General features: G+C 64.6%; 18 protein-coding genes and 1 tRNA gene. 10 read left to right on the top strand and 9 right to left on the bottom strand.

Going from position 1 to position 16,859, the window contains the following annotated elements; translation table 11 throughout:
- Position 1 precedes the first annotated feature (1 nt).
- Positions 2 to 1,465, top strand: a complete 1,464-nt coding sequence (locus QA635_RS19345; protein ID WP_283071041.1) for a cryptochrome/photolyase family protein — start codon at positions 2 to 4, stop codon at positions 1,463 to 1,465.
- On the opposite strand, the gene QA635_RS19340 is transcribed toward QA635_RS19345, so the two are convergent.
- Entirely contained in the window at positions 1,462 to 2,334 is an 873-nt protein-coding gene (locus tag QA635_RS19340) for a DMT family transporter (protein ID WP_283071040.1), read from the bottom strand. The genes QA635_RS19345 and QA635_RS19340 overlap by 4 nt on opposite strands.
- 539 nt (positions 2,335 to 2,873) lie before the next feature.
- Here QA635_RS19340 and QA635_RS19335 point away from each other — a divergent pair.
- Complete coding sequence (locus QA635_RS19335) at positions 2,874 to 3,701, top strand: YkgJ family cysteine cluster protein (protein WP_283071038.1); 828 nt, start codon at positions 2,874 to 2,876, stop codon at positions 3,699 to 3,701.
- A gap of 30 nt (positions 3,702 to 3,731) precedes the next feature.
- Here the strand turns inward: QA635_RS19335 and QA635_RS19330 are convergent, their stop codons facing one another.
- On the bottom strand, positions 3,732 to 4,106 hold the full coding sequence (locus QA635_RS19330) for a hypothetical protein (RefSeq protein WP_225161787.1): 375 nt from the start codon (positions 4,104 to 4,106) through the stop codon (positions 3,732 to 3,734).
- A 140-nt stretch (positions 4,107 to 4,246) separates the two neighbouring features.
- The gene (locus QA635_RS19325; RefSeq protein WP_283071037.1) at positions 4,247 to 5,431 is read right to left on the bottom strand and encodes an MFS transporter; all 1,185 of its coding nucleotides are present in this window, start codon (positions 5,429 to 5,431) and stop codon (positions 4,247 to 4,249) included.
- A gap of 115 nt (positions 5,432 to 5,546) precedes the next feature.
- Here QA635_RS19325 and QA635_RS19320 point away from each other — a divergent pair, with 115 nt between their 5' ends.
- The 5 genes from QA635_RS19320 to QA635_RS19300 all read left to right on the top strand — a co-directional run bounded on the left by QA635_RS19320 (position 5,547) and on the right by QA635_RS19300 (position 10,343).
- On the top strand, positions 5,547 to 6,368 hold the full coding sequence (locus QA635_RS19320) for an AraC family transcriptional regulator (RefSeq protein WP_283071035.1): 822 nt from the start codon (positions 5,547 to 5,549) through the stop codon (positions 6,366 to 6,368).
- Positions 6,369 to 6,456: 88 nt separating this feature from the next.
- Positions 6,457 to 6,684, top strand: a complete 228-nt coding sequence (locus tag QA635_RS19315) for a hypothetical protein (protein ID WP_076831268.1) — start codon at positions 6,457 to 6,459, stop codon at positions 6,682 to 6,684.
- A gap of 85 nt (positions 6,685 to 6,769) precedes the next feature.
- Entirely contained in the window at positions 6,770 to 6,988 is a 219-nt protein-coding gene (locus tag QA635_RS19310; RefSeq protein ID WP_168858095.1) for a hypothetical protein, read from the top strand.
- 13 nt (positions 6,989 to 7,001) lie between these two features.
- The gene (locus QA635_RS19305) at positions 7,002 to 7,304 is read left to right on the top strand and encodes a hypothetical protein (protein WP_050385697.1); all 303 of its coding nucleotides are present in this window, start codon (positions 7,002 to 7,004) and stop codon (positions 7,302 to 7,304) included.
- 774 nt (positions 7,305 to 8,078) lie between these two features.
- Positions 8,079 to 10,343 (top strand): cation:proton antiporter domain-containing protein, encoded by a 2,265-nt coding sequence (locus QA635_RS19300; protein ID WP_283071031.1) that lies wholly within the window; start codon positions 8,079 to 8,081, stop codon positions 10,341 to 10,343.
- A gap of 64 nt (positions 10,344 to 10,407) precedes the next feature.
- Here the strand turns inward: QA635_RS19300 and QA635_RS19295 are convergent, their stop codons facing one another.
- The gene (locus tag QA635_RS19295; protein ID WP_028339233.1) at positions 10,408 to 10,854 is read right to left on the bottom strand and encodes a hypothetical protein; all 447 of its coding nucleotides are present in this window, start codon (positions 10,852 to 10,854) and stop codon (positions 10,408 to 10,410) included.
- Positions 10,855 to 11,066: 212 nt separating this feature from the next.
- Between QA635_RS19295 and QA635_RS19290 the strand changes: the two genes are divergently transcribed.
- Together QA635_RS19290 and QA635_RS19285 are read left to right on the top strand one after the other, a co-directional pair.
- Positions 11,067 to 11,339, top strand: coding sequence for a hypothetical protein (locus QA635_RS19290; protein ID WP_076831273.1), 273 nt, complete (start codon positions 11,067 to 11,069; stop codon positions 11,337 to 11,339).
- 102 nt (positions 11,340 to 11,441) lie between these two features.
- A tRNA-Arg gene (locus QA635_RS19285) sits at positions 11,442 to 11,518 on the top strand.
- Between the two features lie 659 nt (positions 11,519 to 12,177).
- On the opposite strand, the gene QA635_RS19280 is transcribed toward QA635_RS19285, so the two are convergent.
- Together QA635_RS19280 and QA635_RS19275 are read right to left on the bottom strand one after the other, a co-directional pair.
- On the bottom strand, positions 12,178 to 12,363 hold the full coding sequence (locus tag QA635_RS19280; RefSeq protein ID WP_283071029.1) for a hypothetical protein: 186 nt from the start codon (positions 12,361 to 12,363) through the stop codon (positions 12,178 to 12,180).
- Positions 12,364 to 12,506: 143 nt separating this feature from the next.
- Positions 12,507 to 13,517, bottom strand: a complete 1,011-nt coding sequence (locus tag QA635_RS19275) for a helix-turn-helix domain-containing protein (RefSeq protein WP_283071028.1) — start codon at positions 13,515 to 13,517, stop codon at positions 12,507 to 12,509.
- A gap of 161 nt (positions 13,518 to 13,678) precedes the next feature.
- Here QA635_RS19275 and QA635_RS19270 point away from each other — a divergent pair, with 161 nt between their 5' ends.
- A complete protein-coding gene (locus QA635_RS19270; protein ID WP_283071026.1) occupies positions 13,679 to 14,824 on the top strand; it encodes an alkane 1-monooxygenase in 1,146 nt (381 codons plus the stop codon).
- A 26-nt stretch (positions 14,825 to 14,850) separates the two neighbouring features.
- Here the strand turns inward: QA635_RS19270 and QA635_RS19265 are convergent, their stop codons facing one another.
- From QA635_RS19265 to QA635_RS19255, 3 genes are all read right to left on the bottom strand, one after another.
- A complete protein-coding gene (locus tag QA635_RS19265) occupies positions 14,851 to 15,633 on the bottom strand; it encodes a class I SAM-dependent methyltransferase (RefSeq protein WP_283071023.1) in 783 nt (260 codons plus the stop codon).
- Positions 15,634 to 15,813: 180 nt separating this feature from the next.
- Positions 15,814 to 16,185, bottom strand: coding sequence for a hypothetical protein (locus QA635_RS19260; protein WP_283071021.1), 372 nt, complete (start codon positions 16,183 to 16,185; stop codon positions 15,814 to 15,816).
- 243 nt (positions 16,186 to 16,428) lie between these two features.
- Positions 16,429 to 16,722: a hypothetical protein gene (locus QA635_RS19255; RefSeq protein WP_016846480.1), complete on the bottom strand. Its 294-nt coding sequence runs from the start codon at positions 16,720 to 16,722 to the stop codon at positions 16,429 to 16,431.
- Positions 16,723 to 16,859: the final 137 nt, after the last annotated feature.

The raw sequence follows: 16,859 nt of genomic DNA, 5'->3' as shown, positions 1-16,859 counted from the left end.
GGTGACCCGCGCACAGCCGATCATCGTCTGGTTTCGTGACGATCTGCGGCTGTCGGATCACCCGGCGTTGCATGAGGCGGCGGCAAGCGGCGCGCCGGTCGTCGGCCTCTATGTGCGTGACGAAGAGAGCCGTGCATTGATGCCGCCGGCCGTACGTCGGCTTGGGGGTGCGACGCGCTGGTGGCTGGCGCAGTCGTTGCGCGCACTTGGCAAGAGCCTCGCCATGGCAGGCGGATCGCTGGTGCTGCGCACCGGACCGGCCGCGTCGGTGATCGCCACGGTGGCGCGCGAAATCGGCGCACGCGCCGTATTCTGGAACGACATCGCGCATGCGCCGCATCAGGCCGTTGCCAGAGAAGTCGAAGCCGCGCTCGCAAGTGACAGCATCGACTCGCAAATTTTCCGCGGCGATCTGCTCGTCGAACCGAAGGCGATCCGCAACAAGAACAACCGAGCCTTGCGCGTGTTCACGCCGTTCTGGCGGCGCGTCCAAGGCCTCGGCGATCCGCCAAAGCCGTTGCCGGCGCCGAAGAAGCTTACATCCATCAGCGGCGTCGCGAGCGAGGACCTCGGCAATTGGAAGCTCGAGCCCGACAGGCCGGATTGGGCCGGCGGCCTGCGCGAGACATGGACACCGGGTGAAGCCGCGGCGCAGGCGCGGCTGAAGCGATTCCTCGATGAGGGGATCAGCGGTTACGCCGACGACCGCGATCGGCCCGACCGCGACGGCACCTCGCGCCTGTCGCCACATCTGCGCTTCGGCGAGATCAGCCCGCGCCAGGTCTGGCATGCGGCCCGCTTCGCCGCCGCGGAAGACTCGCGCCTTGCCGGCGACATCGACAAGTTCCTCAGCGAGCTCGGCTGGCGCGAATTCTGCCGCCACCTGCTGTTCGACGTCCCCGACATGGCGGATCGGAACTTGCAGGAGCAGTTCGATGCCTTTCGGTGGAGGCGCAACGCCCTTGCCTTGGAGGCGTGGCAGCGCGGACTCACCGGCTATCCGATCGTCGATGCCGGCATGCGCGAGCTCTGGCACAGCGGCGTGATGCACAACCGGGTGCGGATGGTGGCGGCCTCGTTCCTGGTCAAGCACCTCTTGATCGACTGGCGCACAGGCGAACAATGGTTCTGGGATACGCTGGTCGATGCCGATGCCGGCTCCAATCCCGCCAACTGGCAATGGGTCGCGGGCTGCGGCGCTGACGCCGCGCCCTATTTCCGCGTCTTCAATCCGGTCCTGCAGGGCGAGAAATTCGATCCCGACGGCGGCTATGTCAGGCGCTGGGTGCCGGAGCTCGCGCAGCTCTCCAACGAGCTGATCCATCAGCCCTGGACAGCGACACCGATCGAGCTGGCGAGCGCCGGCATCGAACTCGGCAAGACGTACCCGCCGCCGATCGTTGATCACAAGCAGGGGCGCGAACGCGCGCTTGCAGCTTACGCGAAGATCCGTCGCAAAGACTAAGCGCGGCGATTGACCAGCAGCACCGCCGCGGCGCAGGCGGCCATGCCGGCAATGGCGACATGATCCAGCCGCTCGTCGAACAGGACGTAGGCCATCAGCGCGGTCACCGCCGGCACCAGATAGAACAGGCTCGCGACCGAGGTCGCGGCGTGGTGACGGATCAGCCAGTACAACAGCCCGATCGAGCCGATCGACAGCGCGAACACCAGCCAGGCCAGCGCCAGCACGAACTCGCCGGTCCAATGCACCACATTGGTCTCGAACACAAAGGCGCCGATGCCGAAGAAGATCGTCACCGCGATGTACTGCACCAGATTGCCGGCGCGCCAGTCGATCCGGTTGCAATAGCGCCGTTGATAGAGCGTGCCCAAGGTGATGCTGATCAGCGAGACGCCGGAGGCGAGCCAGCCCCACCCGGCCTCGCCCGTCATCGGCCGGTTGTGCAGGATCAAGACGACGCCGGCGAGGCCGAGCACCAGCCCGCCCCATTGCAGCGGCGTGACGCGCTCGCCCAGCCAGCGGTTGGCAATGGTCGAGGTCAGGATCGGCTGCAGGCCCGGGATCAAGGCCGACAGCCCGGCCGGAACCGAATGCGCGATCGCAATCGCGGTGCCGCCGAGATAGAAGCCGTGCACGAGGATGCCGGCGACCGCGCTGTGGAAAATGCCAATCCGGTCCGGCCAATTCGGCCGCGCGATCGCGGCGATGACCGCCATCACCACCACCACGAACGCCATCCGGATCGCCAGATAGGTCAGCGGCTCCGCATTGTTGATGACGTATTTGGTGCCGATGAATCCGGTGCTCCACAGCACGACAAAGATCGCCGGCGCCAGACGAGCGGCAGTTTCCTCGAAGCTCTTGTTCATTGCAGACCGTCATTGCCTGAAGCTGAGGCAACCAGCAATCGCGAATTTAAGAGGGTGGCGGCGAGCCCGCGGCTGTAAGCAGGTGGCGCCTCACCCACAGTGTCGTCCCTGCGAAAGCAGGGACCCATACTCCGCGGCGGATGTTGTGAAAGGGACTCGTCGTTCCAGCGGCCTTCAACGATAACCATCGGTGGTTATGGGTCCCTGCTTTCGCAGGGACGACACTGAACGTGTTGCACGGTCTGCTAGCCACACATTCGCATTCTCGTGACATTGCCGATGACACGAGACCACTCTGACCTTGCAGACGCTCGCGGACCCAACGCCTATCGCTGCCAATCACGACGATTTGTCCTCAGGGATGCCATGCGCGTTTATCGGATGCGACATTCCGCCCTCGCCGATACGCTTCGGTAGAATCTCGCAGCCGTCGGTCGCGGCACGTTCCGGATTGCACTGGAATACACCGTCGCCGAATACCGGCGGCCAAAAACACTGCACAAGAAGAACCGGCCACGAGCCGGACAAGAAGAAAAACAATGGATCAAGTGGCGTTGGTCGTCGTTCGGGCGGTCGAGAGCGGCGCGACGACGACGAAAGATATTATCGGCGTGACCAGATTGTCGCGTCTCAAGGTCGAGCGTGCACTGAGCGCGCTGGAGAAGCAGAAGCTGCTCCTCCGCGAACGGCAGGGCTCGTGGGCCCTCGGCTTTCCCGTGGCTCCGACGGTCAGGCAATGTGGATCATGCACCCTCTGCTGCAAGGTGCTTGAGGTGACCGATCTCGGCAAGCCGGTGAATACGGTCTGCAGCCACATCCTGGCGGGCGGCGGATGCGAGATCTACCACGAGCGTCCCCGGCAGTGCCGCTCATTCAGCTGTGCCTGGCTGCAAGGCCACCTCGATGATGATTGGTTTCCCGAGACCACGGGCATGGTGCCGCATTTCGGGCTCGACGCGCTGAATGTGCAGGTCGACCTCGATGATCCCGACCGCTGGCGCGAGGAACCCTATTTCAGCAAGCTGTGCGAACTTTCGCTGAAGGGCCTCAGGGTAAGTGAAGGCCGGCCGTATGCCACCCTCGTCATCGTCGGTCCTGACCGCTACCTGTTGCTCGGGCGGACCATCGTGCCTGAACCAACGCTGTTCGGCACCGCCTTCGTGCCGATTACGTTCGATACCTTCCGCTACTGGAAGGCAACGTCGCTTGAACATCTGCAGCGGTTGAACGATCGGGTCATGGAGATCCAGCGCATCCAGCAGGAGTTCGGCCATTGCGCCATCCCTGACGACGACGATCCCTCCCCGCCTTACCGGCCGGCTCTGCTCCAACGGTCGAAGGAACTGGGCGTGATACGCACGACGTGACGACAGCCGGACACAGCGCAGGTCAGTTCGTCATCTGAGGTGATACTTCCTGCCGTTGGTATTCGGGTCTGTATTGTCGCTTGTCGAAAACATCAAGGCCGGGCCGAAGTAATTCCAGGTGTCCCGGTAAAATGCGAAGCGGCCGGCACCCTTGTCGATGATCTCTTGCTGGGCGGTGTTCGCAGGGCCGAGAAGCCGGTCGTCTTCGTACAATCGGGCAGTCTCGAGCGTGCCGTCCACGTATTTGACGGGGATGAGATACGCATATCCCTTGTAGAGACGGAAGGCGCCACGCAACAGGTTCCTGTCGATCGGACTCGGAGGAACCAGAAAAAGGAATGCGCTCGACGCCAAGGCAAAGAGCGTCGATCCGATCGCGATGCGCGTGCTGGCAGATGTCCTCAACGATACTTTTCCCTTGGCTCTTGCTTGCGAGGCTTCCCGCCTTCTCTAGCGCGCGCCTGCGGCGCAGACAACCGACCGCCCGCCGCCACGCCTTGTTGCGAGCCGGATCTGGCTCGCGATATTTCCGCATCGAACGACAATCAGATTGTCGCCGCGCGGCCGGCTGATCGGCCCAGGACTGCCATCAGCACCGTCGCGACGGCGCAGCACGCGAGCGCAACCTCCCAGCCTCCGGTCGCATCATGGGCAAGTCCGGCGAGCGGCGGACCCGCAGCGGCGAGCGAGTAGCCGAGGCACTGCGCCATGCCGGACAGCGCGGCCGCCTGGTGGCTGTGCGAGGTTCGCAGGCTGACGAATGTCAAGCCGAGGAGGAAGGCCGCACCTGCCCCGAAGCCGAACAGCGCGACCCACAGCATTGCGAGCGCCGGAAGCTGCCACAATCCCAGCAGCGAGACGCAGGTTGCAAGCGACACGGCAATCGCAATCCCGCGCTGGTCCTTCATGCGCCGGACCATCGGCCCGAGGATCAGGCCGGGGACCGCGGTCGCCAATTGCAGCCCACCGTGCAGCGTACCCGCCGTCGCCGCCGGGTAGCCTGCCTGCACGAGGATGGCGGGCAACCATCCGACGATGATGTAGAACACCAGCGAGGTCAGGCCGAGGAAGCCAGTCACCTGCCAGGCGAGCAGCGAGTGCCAGATGCGCCCGCGATGCGGCGGCGAGGCCGGCTCGACCGTCGGGGCCGCGTGCGCCCCCAGCTGGGGTGCCCAGGCTATCAGCGCCACCACCGGAAAGATCAGCGTGCTCGCAAGCGAGAGATGCCAGTTCGATCCCGGCAATTGCGCAAGCGGGATGGCCACGACCGATGCGAGCGCCTGGGCCAATGCGGACGTGATCGCGTAAGCGCCGGTCAGGCTGGCGATACGGGTCGGAAAGTCCCGCTTGAGCAGGCTCGGCAGCAGCACATTTCCAACGGCGATTCCGGCACCAATGGTGGCGGTGCCCGCGAACAGCGCCCAGACCGGACCGGACGAGCGCAGCGCGATCCCGGCCGCGATGACAAGCAGCGCACCGAACAGCGACCGCTCGATGCCCCATTCGCGCCCGAGCACAGCTGCAACAGGTGAGATCGCGGCGAACGCCAGCAAGGGCAGCGTCGTCAGGATTCCGGCCTCCGCCGCGCTGATCCCGCTGGTCTCACTGATCATGCCGAGCATCGGCGCGACGCCGGTAATGGGCGCGCGGAGCGTCGAGGCGATCAGCAGGATCCCCGTCAACAACAGGCCCTGCCCGCCCAGCGTGCGCATCGGCGCTATCATCGTCATCGCATGCTCCTGCCCATCTGCATGCGCCAAGCTATCGACTTGGTTGTCGGGAGAATTTACATATCTATTCTATCGATCGCTAAATTCGGTCACTCGACGGGTTTCCAGCTCCGTTATGGGCTTTCAACTTCGCTATCCCTGGCCGGACCTTGATCCGGATGACGTCGCGGCGGCGGCCATCGCCGTGCGCCTCGACGTCACCGAAAACAAGGTCGAGGCGGCCGAGCATGCGCACCGGAAGGGACAGCTCGTCTTCGCGCTCGGCGGCGGCGTGATGTGCCGCGTTCCGAACGGGTTGTGGATGGTGCCGCCGCATTGCGGCGTCTGGCTTCCCGGCGGCACGCGCCACACCAATATCGCAACCGCCAATGCACGAATCTTCTTCGTCTTCATCGAGCCCGATGCGGCCGACCTGCCCGACCGCTGCTGCACATTGTCGATCTCACCCTTGCTGCGAGAGCTGATCATCGCGCTTTCCGACCGTATGCAGCAGGACCACGGCACTGAAACCCTCGTTGCGCAATTGCTGCTGAGCGAATTGCCGCGCATGCCGCTGCAGCAGCTGCATCTGCCGATCTCGCCCGAGCCACGCTTGCGACGGATCGCGGCAGCGCTCGCCGACGATCCGGCCGATCGCCGCACGATGGCCGAATGGGCCGAACGCGTGGCGCTGAGCGAGAGCAGTCTCGCGCGTCTCATCCTGAGGGAAACCGGCCTGACATTCGGACGCTGGCGTCAGCAACTGCATTTGATCGTCGCGTTGCGCGAACTCTCCGCCGGCGCGAGCGTTCAGCAGGTCTCGTCCGAACTCGGTTATGAATCCGTCACAGCCTTCATCACCATGTTCAAGAAGGCGCTCGGCAAGCCACCGGCGAAATATCTCAGCGATATCATGCAAGGGAGCGGCTCGGCGTTCGCGGCTGGCGGGCGAATTTAGGAACACCGGTCGGCAACGGACGTTTTCGACATATCGGGCGAACGACAAGCGAGCCGCCTGCGCCAAGCCAATGCAGCGAGGATGCCAGATGCCCTACGCGCTGTTCGATCGCGACAGACAGATCGACAAGGCTTTTCCGACGGAGAAGCAAGCGTGGGAACATGCACTGATCTGCGGACTGATCTTCGACGTTCCGGTGGCGGATGAAGCGCCGGGCCAGGTGCTGCCGGCCGGCTATCACATGAAGCGAATTCCCGGCGACAGCGAAGTCTTCGAACCGGCGCCCGAATGGAAGTTACCGAACGAAATTTCGTGATCGGCCCGCGGCAGGGTTGCCGGTTGCGATCGTGACGTTGCGCGATAAGTAACGCCGAACCAGACCAACAATTCAGGATGAGCGCATGGCCGAAACCGGCAAGATTTTTCACGTTCGCTGCGTCGACAACACGTTGCAGCGGGACACGCTCTCGCTCGGACGCGTCTACGAGGTGACAAGGGATATCGAACGTGACGGCTATTACGAGCTCAGCGGATTGGGCCGCTTCAGCCGGTCCAGATTCGAGGTCGTCGAGCCGAACGACGACACGGCCGAAGTCCGGCAGACGTCTCGATCAAAATAGACAGGAGAGCGCGATGCCCAGAGGCGACAAGTCGAGTTATACCGACAAGCAGAAACGGCAGGCCGAGCACATCGAGGAAGGCTACGAGACGCGTGGCGTTCCGGATCGCGAGGCCGAGCGGCGCGCATGGGCGACCGTCAACAAGGAGACCCACGGCGGCAAGAAGAGCGGCTCCGGCCGAGGCACGCGCGAGGATCATTCCCCGTCGCGCAAGGGCGGCAAGCTCGGCGGCAAGGCGGCCGCGAGCCGCCCCGCGGCGGAGCGGTCGCGCTCGGCGAAAAAGGCGGCACGTACCCGCAAGCGCCGGGCCGCCTGACCGGCCGCGGGCGCCCCCACAGACAGCAAGACAATACCGCACGCCCGAGCATGAGCCGGAAGAATGCGCGCCGGTTTTCCGAAAAAATCATGCTCAAACAATGAGCTAAAGCGCGACGACGACGGCACCCGATCTCATCGCGCGTTAGGCGACGCCTCGCAAATGCGTGATCGGGCGCCACCACCGGTTGCCTTCATTTCGGCACCTATCGGGAACAGGCTGTCGGCCCAGGAAGCAAAAGCGAAGCAAAGGCGGCCACCGCAGGGGGTGCCTGCAATTGACGTATCGGTCCCATAGCAGCTGGCAGGACGTGGATCTGCGCAATCTCGTCCGGGTCATATCGGCCTGCACCCTCGGGCTTTGGGCGTTTGCGGCCGGCCTCCTGATCGGGACCTTCCTGCTTTGATGGATCGGCGCGGCACGCGCGGCCTGCCTACCCGCCGCTCAGGTGATGCGCGGCGACGAACAGGACGAGCGCACTAAGCACCAATGCCGATGTAGCGCCGGCAACGCTACGCGCGAGTTCAGCCTTCGAAAGATTGGATCTGGTTGCCATTGCAGCCTCCCATTCGCGCGAGCTGAGCCACAGCCGCTCCGGCGGTCAGGCTCGCTCATGGAGACATTCGCATCACCAGGATGAACGCATCATGAGCAAAACGAACCACCGGCGCCTCCGTTCCAAAATCTGACCCAGTGGATCGCTTTCGGAACCCGGGCGTTGACCGCATGCGGCAAGCCGGCCGAGCCGCGCCGGAATTGGAAATCGGAGATGCCATGGTGATCCGCTGGGGGCGGCTTCAACCGGCGATTTGGGCGACCGTCATCCTGCTCGTGAGCATCACGGCAGCCGACGCTGCCGGCGACAAGGCGAGCAAGCCATCCGAGTTCATCCTGCTCGTCCAGATCGCGCTCCTGATCGCGGTCGGGCGCGGTCTCGGCGAATTGATGCAGCGGATCGGCCAGCCCTCCGTGATCGGCGAACTGCTCGGCGGCCTGTTGCTCGGACCATCGCTGTTCGGCTGGTTGTGGCCGTCGGCGCACGGCGTGATCTTTCCGCCGTCCGGCGAGCAGAAGGCGCTGATCGACGGCATTGCGCAGTTCGGCATCCTGCTCCTGTTGCTGCTGACGGGCATGGACACCGACCTCAAGCTGGTGCGAAAGGTCGGCCGCGCCGCGACCACGATCTCGGTCGCGGGCATCGCGGTGCCGTTCGTGTGCGGCTTCGCGCTCGGCGAATTCCTTCCCGACGGCCTGCTGCCGTATCCCGAAGCGCGGCTGATCGCATCGCTGTTTCTCGGCACGGCGCTGTCGATCTCCTCGGTGAAGATCGTCGCCGTCGTGGTGCGCGAAATGAACTTCATGCGCCGCAATGTCGGCCAGATCATCGTCGCCAGCGCGATCATCGACGACACCCTCGGCTGGATCATCATCGCTGTCATCTTCAGCCTCGCCTCGCGCGGCACGCTCGATGTGCTCTCAGTCGCGCAGGCGCTGTTCGGCACCCTCGCCTTCCTCGCGGTCAGCTTCACGATCGGCCGGCGGCTGGTGTTCCGGCTGATCCGCTGGGCCAACGACAATCTGGTCTCCTCGGCGGCCGTCATCACTGTGATCCTGCTGCTGATGAGCGGGATGGCGATGATCACGCATCTGATCGGCGTGCACACCGTGCTCGGCGCCTTCATCGCCGGCGTGCTGGTCGGGGAATCCCCGATCCTGACCCGGCAGATCGACGAGCGGCTGCGCGGGCTGATCTCGAGCCTGTTCATGCCGGTATTCTTCGGGCTTGCCGGCCTCAGCGCCGACCTCACGGTGCTGAAGGATCCGTCGGTGCTGGGGCTGACCGCGGCGCTGGTGCTGATTGCGAGCATCGGCAAGTTCGGCGGCGCCTTTGTCGGCGGTGCGCTCGGCGGGCTGACCCGGCAGGAGTCCTATGCGCTGGCGAGCGGCATGAATGCGCGCGGCTCGACCGAGGTGATCATCGCCACCATCGGCCTGTCGATGGGGGTGCTGAGCCAGACCATGTTCTCGATGATCGTGACCATGGCGATCCTGACCACGATGGCGATGCCGCCGATGCTGCGCAGCGCGCTGGCGCGGCTGCCGCTCGGCCGGGACGAGAAGGAGCGGCTGGAGCGCGAGGAATATGAGCAGCGCGGCTTCGTCGCCAATCTCGAGCGGCTGCTGCTCGCGGTCGACGAGAGCAGCAATGCGACATTCGCCGCGCATCTCGCCGGCCAACTCGCCGGCGGGCGCGGCCTGCCGATCACGGTGCTGCATGTCGGCGCCAATGCCAAGCTGCAGGAGAAGAACCGTGCCGATGAGGAGAGCCCCGAGGCGGCGGTCATCAACGCGGCCAAGGCGAGCGCCGAAGCCGATGCCGACGGCGGCGGCAATGTCGACGTCATCAGCCGCGCCCGCGAGGAGACGGCGGCGGAGGCGATCGCCGAGGAAGCCAGAAAGGGCTTCGACCTGCTGGTGGTCGGCATGGACGCGGTCGCCGGTCCCGACGGCGGCTTCGACCGGCGGCTCGACGACCTGACCTCCGGCTTCGACGGCCCGCTGGCGATCGCGGCCGCCAAGGGCGTGCACGAGAAGGAGCCGACGGCGAATGCGCGGAAGATCCTGGTGCCGGTCTCGGGCAGCAACGTCTCGCGGCGCGGAGCCGAGGTCGCGATCGCGCTGGCGCGCCTCTCGAGCGAGCCGCTGCAGGTGGTCTACGTCTCGACCACGCGCGACAAGGGCGCCCGCCGCACCAGCCCCAGCATGTCGCTCGCGCATGAGGAAGCGATCCTGAAGGACATCGCGGCGACCGCGGCGCGCTATGACATCAACGTGACGACGCGGCTGCGCGCCAACACCGCACCTGAGATCGCGATCTTGCAGGAGATCGCGTCAAGCCGGGCCGACCTTGTCGTGATCGGCGTCGACCGCATCCAGGGCGACAGCCTGAATTTCGGCAGCATCGCCGCGGCCGTGCTCGGCAAGTCGAAGGCGTCCGTGCTGCTGGTGTCGGATGGCGACGTCAGGCCCAAGACCTGAAACCCCAAGACTTGAAGCCTAGGACTTGAAGGCCCAAAACTCGGAACAAGGCGCGCGTCCGCGCCTACCACTCTTCCGGACAGGGATCGACGATCTTCCAGAGATCGATTCCGTTCTTGATCTTCTTCATCTCGGTAGTGAGCCCGCCATTGCGGCGGATCCAGTCCTTCACCGTATCGGGGTAGTAGGACATCAGGTCGGAGGTGCCCTCGAGGCTGGTGACCTTGATGCCGAAGGTGAAGGCCTTGTCGTAATAGGCCTGGTGGAAGCCGATGCTGGCCCGCGGCGTGACGCAGATCTTGTTCAGCGGCACGATGCCGAACACCAGCGTGCAGGCCGAGTTGCAGATGCCGTCGATCACGACGCGCTCGCGGCGCTCGCGGATCTGCTTGTACTTGGCCTTGTACTCCTCGACATAGCCGCCATGGTCGCGCGTGATGTGCAGCACCGCCCGCGCGGGCGTCGCGGCCAGAACCGAGAGCAGCAAGGCGACAAGGGGCGTGATGCGCATGGATCGTTCGAAACCGCGGGAAAGGCCGGGCCCGGGCGGACCTGACCGCAAGACTCTGGCCGGACTGTGTTGGCAATCCGTTAAGCATCCGCAAAAAGGCAAAATTTGGCGCGCTGTGGCTGATTTCCCGCAGCTTTTGGCCCCGATTCCGGGTTAAATGGACCGCGGGGCGGCCCACAATGCCGATTCCCGTAAATGACCGGAGGCCGCCCATGACCAAGACCAAGCTTTTCGCCGCCCTCGCTCTGGCCGTGATGGCCCTGACCCCGGCGGCTGCGGCCGACCTCACGGCCCATCCGCGCCACCACCGGCATCACCACCACGCCCATTGGGGCCTGCCCTACCACATCAGCTATCTGCACAATTACGGCCCCGGCCCGACTGCCGGCAGCTTCGCCTATTACGACGGCTCGCCGCGCAACAAGTGCTACCAGAGCGCGGCCGCCTATATCGGCCAGGACCACCGCCGGCATCCCTGCTTCTGACGGCTGTAAGGGAGACGGCGGGACGTGCCGGCACCGCTGGGTGCCGCGCTCCGTGCCTGCCTGCTGGCCCTCCCCGCCCAAGTCTGATAATCGACCCGCAACGCGCTCGTAGCTCAGCTGGATAGAGCATCGGATTTCGATTCCGAGGGTCGGGAGTTCGAATCTCTCCGAGCGCGCCAGCGATTTTACCGATAGATCAATAATTTAAGCCGCGCTCATTTCGTTCTGAGTGAGCGTTTTCGCGTTGCGAGCCAGCTCAACTCGCTGCAAGTAAAATCAACGCGCTACCAGCCGCTACAAATCACTCCGCGCAACACGGGCGTAACACGGCGGTTTAGCGTCTGTTCTGAAGCGATGCTGCAAGATGAGAACGACCCCGACGCCGCGCGCCGAGGCCGCCCTTGTGGCTCCCAGCCGGGTTGGGGGTATGAGAGCCGGGAGCCGGAAGACACTACTTCCAAAACCACCGCTCGTTCCTGCCGCCAATAACACCAATAGGGATTACCTCCCGGCCAGGCTCGCCGAAAAACGATATCAGAATTGGAATGATGGTATCGGCCGCCCTGCCGACGAGAGGGAAGGTTAGCAAATCGGCAACTAGATCGGCGCAGGCTTCTCTGAGGGACGGGGCCGTTGGGGACGCAGCACGGTCACGTTTCGGAGGAGCTGACGTGTAGGCCCTGGCGTCGGCTCCTCTCTTAGAAGCTTGTGTGAGTTCGGCAACAGCCGTCTCTCCGCGGATCTGCTAAGGAAATGACACTGGGAATTTCAGGGCCCTAGCGCTGGGAATGACAGGGCGCCGCCGGGACAAACCATTTCGGGCCCGGCGGCGTAGCTTTTAGGTCGGCGTCACAGTATCGATGCCGAGCGATCCGAGCAGCGCGCGAGCTCGATCCGGCAGCCGATTGTTGCAGCGACCTGCCACGAAACCATTTTCATCGGCGGACGAAACCGGGCGGAAACAATTGACCGGTACCACTTCTCCCAAACAATAATGGGGAAGTGTCATGATGGAAGCGACCATTGTCGCGCTGCTGCTCCTCAGCGCCGCTGTGTTTTTTGCCCACGCCTACGACGCCCTGCATACGCATTGACGGGATCGGCATCGTTTAAGTCTGCGTACCGTCCACCAGGGTCTGTGGGCTTGCGCGAGCCAACAATCGCGCCCTACCCCCGCCCGTCCTTCTCGCCGAACCACCGCCGGCACGCCCGGCTGAAGCTCGTCGCATCGGTGTAGCCGAGCGCGGCCGCCATTTCGTCGCGCGATTGGGTGCCGGCCGCGAGCATGATCCTCGCGCGCTCGCGAAGCACGCCGTCGAGCAGCGGGCGGAAGGCGCTGCCGGTCTCGGCGAGCCGCCGCACCAGCGTTCGCCGCGAGGTGCCGACGAGACGCGCGGCCTCCTCCTCACCGAGACGCTGCGGCAGGCGCGCCGCGATCAGGCGCTCGACGATCCCCGCCAGCGCCGTGGAGTCGGGCTGCGGATTCTCGATCGCCTCGAGCGCTTCGATGGCCTTGGCGTGCAATTGCGGATCGGCAAACGGCGACGGCCGCGCGCCAAGCGCTTTCGGCACCTCGAAGATGAAAGCGGCAGCGTTGAACTTCACCGCGCAGGAATAATGCTCGAGCAGCCGCGCCGCGCCCGCAGGCGGCGGCCAAGGAAATTGCAGTGTCGCCTCACCGATCGCATCCTCGAGCAGCTGCACGTACACGGCGTGCACGTTGAGGCTGACCGCCAGCGCCACGGCGTGCCACAGTGCTTCGTCCATCACGACGGCGGGCGAGATTTCAATCTGGATCGCGCGCGCAGTCTTGCGCAGCCGGTTGCGGACGAAGGGCGCGCGGGTCGACCCGAAGCGCGCGCCGGTCGCCAACGCATCCGCGATGGTCGGCGCCGTCCTGGTCGCGACGTCGAGCGCGCCTTGCAGCGATGTCGACCACACCGCCGCGGCCGACAACGGCCACAGCTCGCCATGCCGGCGCGTGATGTTGGCCGCCAGCACCACCAGCGAGGATACCGGCATGTGAGCGCCGGGGTGGTCGAGCGCCTCGAGCCGAATTCCGGTGCCCTTCAGCAGTTCGTCGCGATCGCTTCGCGTCTGGCCAAACGCCCGCACCAGGGCCCGCGCATAGGCCGCGGAGACCGGCGTGCGAAGGGCATCGGATTCCGATCCGTGCATGGCGTCGGCGACCTCCCCCTCGCGAACGTCCGGCCGAACAGGCTTGGCGCAAAATGCCACAAAATTGGCCTGTTGTGAACTGGCGACGCAGGCCCGCCTCGCGGCATGCTTGGCCCAACAACGGCGAACGCCGCCTCGCAAGAGATGCTGGAGGGAATGCGATGATCTTCACGGGCACCAATGCTGCTGGCGAAACGATCACCTACCGGGACGGCAAGCGCTATCTCTGGATGCTCTCGTTCATTCCGCCGCTGATCCCGCTGTTGTCCTACTGGCTGTTCCTGCGGACGCACAATCCGCTGGTGACGCTGATCCCCTTCGTCTTCATCTTCATCCTGATCCCGTTGCTCGACGTCGTGTTCGGTGAAGACAGCCACAATCCGCCGGCGGAAGTGGTCGCCGCGATGGAGGCCGATCCCTATTACCTGCGGCTCGCGCGCATCACCGTGGTGTTTCCCTGGATCAACTACGTCGCGCTGATCGCCTTCTTCGGCACCCAGGAACTGCCTTGGTGGTCCTATGTCGCCTTGCTGCTCGGCGTCGGCACCATCAATGGCGGCGCGCTGTTGATCGGGCACGAGCTCGGCCACAAGGCTGACAGGCTCAACATCCTGTTCGGCATGCTCGCCAACTGCGCGGTCGGCTACGCGCATTTCCGCGTCGAGCACAATCGCGGTCATCACACCTGGGTCGCAACCCCCGAGGACCCCGCCAGCGCGCGATTCGGTGAATCGATCTATGCGTTCGCAACGCGCGAGCTGCCCGGCGCGTTCAAGCGCGGCTGGCGCAACGAGGCCGAACGGCTGACCAGGCGCGGCGAGCCGGTCTGGTCGGTCAACAACGAGATCCTGCAAGGTTTTGCGCTGACGCTCGTCGTCGCGGCCGTGCTGATTGCGCTGTTCGGCTGGAAGGTCGCGCCGTTTATCGTCGCGCACCATTTCCTCGGCTGGTACGCGCTGACCCAGGCCAACTATGTCGAGCACTACGGGCTGCTGCGCGAGAAGCTGCCGAACGGCCGCTACCAGGCGGTCGAGCCGCGCCACTCATGGAATACCAACCACATCGTCTCGAACCTGATGACGTTCCACCTGCAACGTCACTCCGACCACCACGCCAACCCGATGCGCCCCTACCAGTCGCTGCGCGATTTCGACGACATCCCGCGGTTGCCGAACGGCTACACCGGCATGTTCGGGCTGGCGGCAATCCCGCCGCTCTGGTTCCGCGTGATGGACCCGAAGACCCTGGCCTGGGCCGGCGGCGACAAGAGCAAGCTGAACCTCCGCGATCGGCCCGCGAGCTCGTGATCGCGGCGATCACCCGGCTCCCGGTCCTACATCTGCGCCGATCGCCGCTTCATGGCGCCGATGCCGAGGAATGAGCCATTCACCGACGGATACTGGCTGGTGAATTCGAACGTATCGAAGCTCGGCGCCTCGAACTGCTTCAGCGCCTTCCAGAGCAGCGTGGTATCGGGACAGGCCTGGGAATGGATGTCATGATGCACGATGATGCGGGCGTGCGAACGCACCAGCAGATGATCCTGTAGCGCACCGCGCAGGCTGTGATCGCCGTCGATAAAGACGAAGTCCGGCTTCAGCCGGTCGACATGCGCACCGACCAGCGGCGAGGTCGAAAAATCCTGCATGTAGATCGGCTCGATCGCGGCCTGCTGCTGCAGCAGATCGAAATAGGCCGAGATAAACGGCGTCGGCGCGATCGGATCGAGTGCAATCACGGTCTTCAGGTCGGCGCCGCTGTTCCTGAGCCACTCCGTCACCAGGATGAACATGCCGCCCCAGCGGCAGCCGATCTCCATGTATGAGGAGACGCCGGACGCATTGCGCGCAAGCCAGGCGAGATATGGCGCAAGCTGGTTCGGATATTGCCAGAGGTGGAGGCCCTTGCCGAAGTTCGGCGCCAGCTCCGGCGGCTGCTCATGAAGCAGTTCGTCATTGAGCCCCATTGCAGGGATAAATTCGCGTTCGAGGAAGTCCACATCCAACCGCTGGGCCGAGGTCAATGACCCGATGGTATCGATCGCCTCGCGGACGAAAGGCGCAAGATCGGCGAAACGCTGGTATCGGTCGGCTTGGGTGTACTGGGCGTTGAGCATCGGGCAATCAGATCGGAGGGCGGACGGGAGACCGCTGGTCGTCGCGCCTCCAATCATTGAACGGACCAGGCACCCGTCTCGGGCGCAAAATCTTGCGTTCGGTGTCGAATAGCCGCCCGTTCGCACGGCGCCGGGCGAGCCGCTCGGCACAGTGCTTCGAACCCGCAGCCTGCTCCGCTCTCACCCGCTCGGAATCTTCCGCCGCACCGCCTCCACGCCAGCGTCGGTCACGTTGTATCTGCGCCCCATCTCCGGGACGATCCAGCCCTTCTCGATCATTCCGGCAATGGTGCTCGGGCCGACGCCCGCGGGAAACGGACGGCGGTTGCGGATCGCGTCGATCGCGACCCGCTCGAGATGGGTGGCGACATGCGAGGGGCGCGCGCGAAACGCCTTTGCCATGATCAGGACCGACAGGACCTCGGCGCGCCGGCGCACGGCCGAAGCGCTGCGGGTCAGTTCGTTGCTGATCTCGAGAGCGTTCTTGCCGGCCCTAGCGAGTTCTTTGAGCTTCTCGTCCTCGTCAGGGCTCCAGCGCCGCACGATCCCCATCTGCCCCTCACCGCCTGGATACCCATCTCAAACCGATGCATACGCAGGCGGCGCTGATTTGCCATGTGACTTTCGGCACCTCTTGATGCGACGTCGGGGCTGTCGCCATCAGGACGGCCGATCGCGGTGTCGCACGATGCAGCACAAAGAGCATGATCCGATTGAATCGGATCATGCTCTCAATCCCCTTGCTTGACGGCGTTTTGGTTGCGCGAACCGGTATTCACTCCGCGCTGGAACGCTTCAGTGCTTGCTGGGTTCAAGCGCTATGAGCACGCCGGTCGGCTCGGGCTCGTGCGGCCGAAGCGAGGTCAGCTCCGGATCGCTCCACTCGGCGAGACTGACGACTTCGCCGGTCTGCCCCGGCATGTCGGAGGTCTGGGCCGGTTCAAGCACCTTGAGCCCGCTGGTGTCGACGAAGAACGTGTGCTCACCGAACACGCTGTTCAGTTGCGCCACGGCCGGGTGATCGTCCGGAAGCACCTGGGCATTCAGTTGCGTCATGGTCTGCTTGACTTGCGTGGAATTGAGTTTCATCCGCTGCTCCTTCTCGTTGGTTCCGGCCGCGATGGTTTCCTTGACAGGTTTCCTTGACAAGTTTCCTTGGCTGGTTCCTCCCCGCCCGCACCCCACATCGGGGGCTTCAAGGTCTCGAACCAATCAGGCAACGAAAC

Origin of the sequence: Bradyrhizobium brasilense, from assembly GCF_029714345.1 — a bacterium.
In the GTDB taxonomy this organism is placed as follows: domain Bacteria; phylum Pseudomonadota; class Alphaproteobacteria; order Rhizobiales; family Xanthobacteraceae; genus Bradyrhizobium; species Bradyrhizobium australafricanum.
The sequence above is the reverse complement of the archived record's forward strand: the minus strand, read 5'-3'. Positions and strand labels throughout refer to the sequence as shown.

Excerpts from the sequence above, each read along its gene's own strand:
- QA635_RS19340 (WP_283071040.1), bottom strand. The coding sequence starts at position 2,334 with ATGAACAAGAGCTTCGAGGAAACTGCCGCTCGTCTGGCGCCGGCGATC.
- QA635_RS19335 (WP_283071038.1), top strand. The coding sequence starts at position 2,874 with ATGGATCAAGTGGCGTTGGTCGTCGTTCGGGCGGTCGAGAGCGGCGCG.
- QA635_RS19325 (WP_283071037.1), bottom strand. The coding sequence starts at position 5,431 with ATGACGATGATAGCGCCGATGCGCACGCTGGGCGGGCAGGGCCTGTTG.
- QA635_RS19320 (WP_283071035.1), top strand. The coding sequence starts at position 5,547 with ATGGGCTTTCAACTTCGCTATCCCTGGCCGGACCTTGATCCGGATGAC.
- QA635_RS19315 (WP_076831268.1), top strand. The coding sequence starts at position 6,457 with ATGCCCTACGCGCTGTTCGATCGCGACAGACAGATCGACAAGGCTTTT.
- QA635_RS19310 (WP_168858095.1), top strand. The coding sequence starts at position 6,770 with ATGGCCGAAACCGGCAAGATTTTTCACGTTCGCTGCGTCGACAACACG.
- QA635_RS19305 (WP_050385697.1), top strand. The coding sequence starts at position 7,002 with ATGCCCAGAGGCGACAAGTCGAGTTATACCGACAAGCAGAAACGGCAG.
- QA635_RS19300 (WP_283071031.1), top strand. The coding sequence starts at position 8,079 with ATGGTGATCCGCTGGGGGCGGCTTCAACCGGCGATTTGGGCGACCGTC.
- QA635_RS19295 (WP_028339233.1), bottom strand. The coding sequence starts at position 10,854 with ATGCGCATCACGCCCCTTGTCGCCTTGCTGCTCTCGGTTCTGGCCGCG.
- QA635_RS19290 (WP_076831273.1), top strand. The coding sequence starts at position 11,067 with ATGACCAAGACCAAGCTTTTCGCCGCCCTCGCTCTGGCCGTGATGGCC.
- QA635_RS19280 (WP_283071029.1), bottom strand. The coding sequence starts at position 12,363 with ATGGTCGCTTCCATCATGACACTTCCCCATTATTGTTTGGGAGAAGTG.
- QA635_RS19275 (WP_283071028.1), bottom strand. The coding sequence starts at position 13,517 with ATGCACGGATCGGAATCCGATGCCCTTCGCACGCCGGTCTCCGCGGCC.
- QA635_RS19270 (WP_283071026.1), top strand. The coding sequence starts at position 13,679 with ATGATCTTCACGGGCACCAATGCTGCTGGCGAAACGATCACCTACCGG.
- QA635_RS19265 (WP_283071023.1), bottom strand. The coding sequence starts at position 15,633 with ATGCTCAACGCCCAGTACACCCAAGCCGACCGATACCAGCGTTTCGCC.
- QA635_RS19260 (WP_283071021.1), bottom strand. The coding sequence starts at position 16,185 with ATGGGGATCGTGCGGCGCTGGAGCCCTGACGAGGACGAGAAGCTCAAA.
- QA635_RS19255 (WP_016846480.1), bottom strand. The coding sequence starts at position 16,722 with ATGAAACTCAATTCCACGCAAGTCAAGCAGACCATGACGCAACTGAAT.